This window comes from Kitasatospora sp. NPDC057512 (assembly GCF_042802135.1).
GTDB lineage: Bacteria > Actinomycetota > Actinomycetes > Streptomycetales > Streptomycetaceae > Kitasatospora.
The window spans coordinates 1-4272 of sequence record NZ_JBHVET010000725.1 but is presented as its reverse complement, the minus strand read 5'-3'; the positions used below and the strand labels follow the sequence as shown (position 1 = coordinate 4272).

Here is a 4272-nt window from a genome sequence, read left to right as displayed (position 1 = left end):
GCGTCAGACCGCGATGACGGTGATCAGCGCGACCAGGCCGAGCAGGGTGGGGGCGATGACCCACCAGCACCAGCGGACCTCGACCGGGCCCGCGGCGGAGGGGCGGGCGGCGTTGCGCTCGGCCATCTCCTGGAGGACGGCGGTGACCTGGTCGGACCAGGCGCGGGTCGGGTCGGGCGAGCCCTGGACGACCGGGTTGGTCCGCTTGGCCATCCCCAGCCCCAGACCGGTCCGCGAGGCGTGCTCGGCGGCGCTGGGGCGCTGCGCCCGGGTGGCCCGCTTGCGCTGCCGCAGCGACACCGGCACCGCCCAGACCTGGAACTTCTTCCCGCCCGCGAGCAGTTCGACCGAGTACCCCGCGCGCAGCGCGTCCACCGAGGCCCACGGCGCGACGACGGTCCGCCACGGGTTGCGCACCACCAGCCGGTCGCGCCCGGCCGTCACGGCCGGCCGCAGCGTGTACGCGATCACCGGGAAGGCGAACACCGGCACCGCGGCGAGCGAGACGTACGGCGTCTTGCCCGTCCCGCTCACCACCGCGTCGCCGATCAGCCAGGCGGCGACCACCAGCAGCAGCACTCCGGAGATCACACCGGGGACAGAGCGGTACACGCGGTCCGCGTACTCGGGCTCCCCGTCGGGGGCGGCGGGGCCCTGGCGGGGCTTGCCGTCGGAATCGGTCATGCCGACGATTCTGCCCCATGCCCCTCACCCTGAGGTCTCGGTCCGGCCACGAATGGCAGGTGCTCTGGCGGCCCACTACGCGCGTAGATATGCTGCTCTGGTGACTATGTCCACTGTTGCAGCCAATGCCCTCGGCGTTGCGGGCAGCGGCCTTCAGGACGTTGCTGCGTCCGAGGCCTCGCTCCGCCGGTTCCTGCACGGCCTGCCCGGCGTCGACCAGGTCGGCCTGGAGGCGCGTGCCGCCGCTCTCGGTACCCGCTCGATCAAGACCACGGCGAAGGCGTACGCCATCGACCTGGCGATCTCGATGATCGACCTGACCACGCTGGAGGGCGCGGACACGGTCGGCAAGGTGCGCGCGCTGTGCGCCAAGGGCAGGACCCCCGACCCGACCGACCCGACCACCCCCCGCGTCGCCGCCATCTGCGTCTACCCGGACATGGTCGCCACCGCGAAGGCCGCCCTGAAGGGCACCGACATCCAGGTCGCCTCCGTGGCCACCGCCTTCCCGGCCGGCCGCGCCGCCCTCCCGGTCAAGCTCGCCGACACCGCCGACGCGGTGGCCGCGGGCGCCGACGAGATCGACATGGTGATCGACCGCGGCGCCTTCCTCTCCGGCCGCTACCTCGACGTCTTCAACGAGATCGTGGCCGTCAAGGAGGCGTGCAAGCGCCCCGACGGCAGCTCCGCCCACCTCAAGGTGATCTTCGAGACCGGCGAGCTCCAGACCTACGACAACGTCCGCCGGGTCTCCTGGCTGGCGATGCTGGCCGGCGCCGACTTCATCAAGACCTCCACCGGGAAGGTCGCCGTCAACGCGACCCCGCCGGTCACCCTGCTGATGCTGGAGGCGGTCCGCGACTTCCGCGCGGCCACCGGCGTCCAGGTCGGCGTCAAGCCCGCCGGCGGCATCCGCACCACCAAGGACGCCATGAAGTACCTGGTGATGGTCAACGAGACCCTCGGCGACGACTGGCTGACCCCGCACTGGTTCCGCTTCGGCGCCTCCAGCCTGCTCAACGACCTGCTGATGCAGCGCCAGAAGCTGGCCACCGGCCGCTACTCCGGCCCCGACTACGTGACGGTGGACTGATCACCATGGCCAAGAAGAAGAACACCGAGGAGCCCGTGGCCAAGCCCGCCGGCGGCCTCTTCGCCTACGCCCCGGCCCCCGAGTCCCCGGCCGCCGCGGGCGACATCGCCACCTCCTACGGCCACTTCATCGGCGGCGAGTTCGTCGACTCCTCCGGCAACGAGGCCCTGAAGACGGTCAACCCGGCCACCGAGCAGGTGCTCGCCGAGTTCGCCCAGGGCACCGAGGAGGACGTGGACCGCGCGGTCGCCGCCGCCCGCAAGGCCTTCGCCGACTGGTCGGCGCTGCCCGGCAGCGAGCGCGCCAAGTACCTGTTCCGGATCGCCCGGATCATCCAGGAGCGCAGCCGCGAGCTGGCCGTGCTGGAGTCGATCGACAACGGCAAGCCGATCCGCGAGACCCGTGACGTCGACCTGCCGCTGGTCGCCGCGCACTTCTTCTACTACGCGGGCTGGGCCGACAAGCTGGACTACGCCGGCTTCGGTCCGAACCCGAAGCCGCTGGGCGTGGCCGGCCAGGTCATCCCGTGGAACTTCCCGCTGCTGATGCTGGCGTGGAAGATCGCGCCCGCGCTGGCGACCGGCAACACGGTCGTCCTGAAGCCGGCCGAGACCACCCCGCTGACCGCGCTGCGCTTCGCCGAGATCTGCCGCCAGGCCGGTCTGCCGAAGGGCGTCGTCAACATCGTCACCGGCGACGGCCGCACCGGCGCCGCGCTGACCTCCCACCCGGACGTCAACAAGGTCGCGTTCACCGGCTCCACCCCGGTCGGCCGCGCCATCGCCAAGCAGCTGGCCGGCACCCGCAAGAAGCTCTCGCTGGAGCTGGGCGGCAAGGCCGCGAACATCGTCTTCGACGACGCGCCGATCGACCAGGCCGTCGAGGGCATCGTCAACGGCATCTTCTTCAACCAGGGCCACGTCTGCTGCGCCGGTTCGCGCCTGCTGGTCCAGGAGTCGGTCCAGGACGAGCTGCTGGACGCCCTGAAGCGCCGGATGGGCACCCTGCGGGTCGGCGACCCGCTGGACAAGAACACCGACATCGGCGCCATCAACTCCGCCGCGCAGCTGGCCCGGATCACCGCGCTGACCGAGGCCGGCGAGGCCGAGGGCGCCGAGCGCTGGTCGCCGGCCTGCGAACTCCCGGGCACCGGCTTCTGGTTCAAGCCGACCCTGTTCACCGGCGTCAGCCAGGCCCACCGGATCGCCCAGGAGGAGATCTTCGGCCCGGTCCTGTCGGTGCTGACCTTCCGCACCCCCGCCGAGGCGGTCGAGAAGGCCAACAACACCCCGTACGGCCTCTCCGCCGGCATCTGGACGGAGAAGGGCTCGCGCATCCTCTGGATGGCGGACCGGCTCAGGGCCGGCGTGGTCTGGGCCAACACCTTCAACAAGTTCGACCCGACCTCGCCGTTCGGCGGCTACAAGGAGTCGGGCTACGGCCGCGAGGGTGGCCGCCACGGTCTGGAGCCCTACCTGAATGTCGAGGCCCTCGATGTCTGATGTCGCAACGCGTCTTGACGTCTTCAAGACCTACAAGCTGTACGTCGGCGGGAAGTTCCCGCGCTCCGAGAGCGGGCGGGTGTACGAGGTGACGGACTCCAAGGGCGAGTGGCTCGCCAACGTCCCGCTGGGCACCCGCAAGGACACCCGCGACGCCGTCCTGGCCGCCCGCAAGGCGGTCAAGGGCTGGGCCGGCACCACCGCGTACAACCGCGGCCAGGTGCTGTACCGGGTGGCCGAGATGCTCCAGGGCCGACGCGAGCAGTTCGCCGCCGAGGTGGCCGTCTCCGAGGGCATCGGCCCGAAGAAGGCCGCCGCGCTGGTGGACGCCGCGATCGACCGCTGGGTCTGGTACGCGGGCTGGACCGACAAGGTCGCCCAGATCGCGGGCGGCGCCAACCCGGTCGCCGGCCCGTACTTCAACCTCTCCTCCCCGGAGCCGACCGGTGTGGTCGGGGTCGTCGCCCCGCAGGCCGGGTACGGGCACTCGCTGCTCGGCCTGGTCTCGGTGATCGCCCCGGCGATCGCCACCGGGAACACGGTCGTGGTCGCGGCCGCCGCGGACGCCCCGCTGCCCGCGCTGTCGCTGGGCGAGGTGCTGGCCACCTCGGACGTCCCGGGCGGCGTGGTCAACATCGTCTCGGGCCGGACCGCGGACATCGCCCCCACCCTGGCCTCGCACCAGGACGTCAACGCGCTGGACCTCACCGGGGCCATCGCCGCCGACGGTCCCGGCGCGGCGTACGCGCTGGAGGCGGCCGCCGCGGATACCCTGAAGAGGGTGGTCCGTCCGGCGCTGGACCCGTTCGCCCAGGACTGGACCAATGCGCCGGGTACAAAGCGGCTACTCTCGTTCCTGGAGACGAAGACGGTCTGGCACCCGAAGGGGATCTGACCTCCGACACTCCGGGTAACAACTCCACAGACTGGCCGTCCCCAGTGCCCTCACCCCCCCAGGGCCCGGACGGTCACAGGACGGACCCGCGCCTCTCC

Annotated in this window: 4 protein-coding genes; 3 read left to right on the top strand and 1 reads right to left on the bottom strand. The window is 71.7% G+C overall.

Going from position 1 to position 4272, the window contains the following annotated elements; translation table 11 throughout:
* Positions 1-3: 3 nt before the first annotated feature.
* Positions 4-684: a PH domain-containing protein gene (locus ACFU6K_RS32640; protein WP_380669212.1), complete on the bottom strand. Its 681-nt coding sequence runs from the start codon at positions 682-684 to the stop codon at positions 4-6.
* A gap of 106 nt (positions 685-790) precedes the next feature.
* Between ACFU6K_RS32640 and deoC the strand changes: the two genes are divergently transcribed.
* Genes deoC through ACFU6K_RS32625 form a run of 3 tightly spaced genes read left to right on the top strand, consistent with a single transcriptional unit; the run spans position 791 to position 4174 of the window.
* Positions 791-1777 carry a deoxyribose-phosphate aldolase gene (gene deoC, locus ACFU6K_RS32635; RefSeq protein ID WP_380669210.1) on the top strand — a complete coding sequence of 329 codons (987 nt, stop codon included), beginning with the start codon at positions 791-793 and terminating at the stop codon, positions 1775-1777.
* A gap of 5 nt (positions 1778-1782) precedes the next feature.
* A complete protein-coding gene (locus ACFU6K_RS32630; protein ID WP_380669208.1) occupies positions 1783-3279 on the top strand; it encodes an aldehyde dehydrogenase family protein in 1497 nt (498 codons plus the stop codon).
* Positions 3272-4174 (top strand): aldehyde dehydrogenase family protein, encoded by a 903-nt coding sequence (locus ACFU6K_RS32625; protein ID WP_049654094.1) that lies wholly within the window; start codon positions 3272-3274, stop codon positions 4172-4174. The genes ACFU6K_RS32630 and ACFU6K_RS32625 overlap by 8 nt, the downstream gene beginning before the upstream one ends.
* Positions 4175-4272 lie beyond the last annotated feature (98 nt).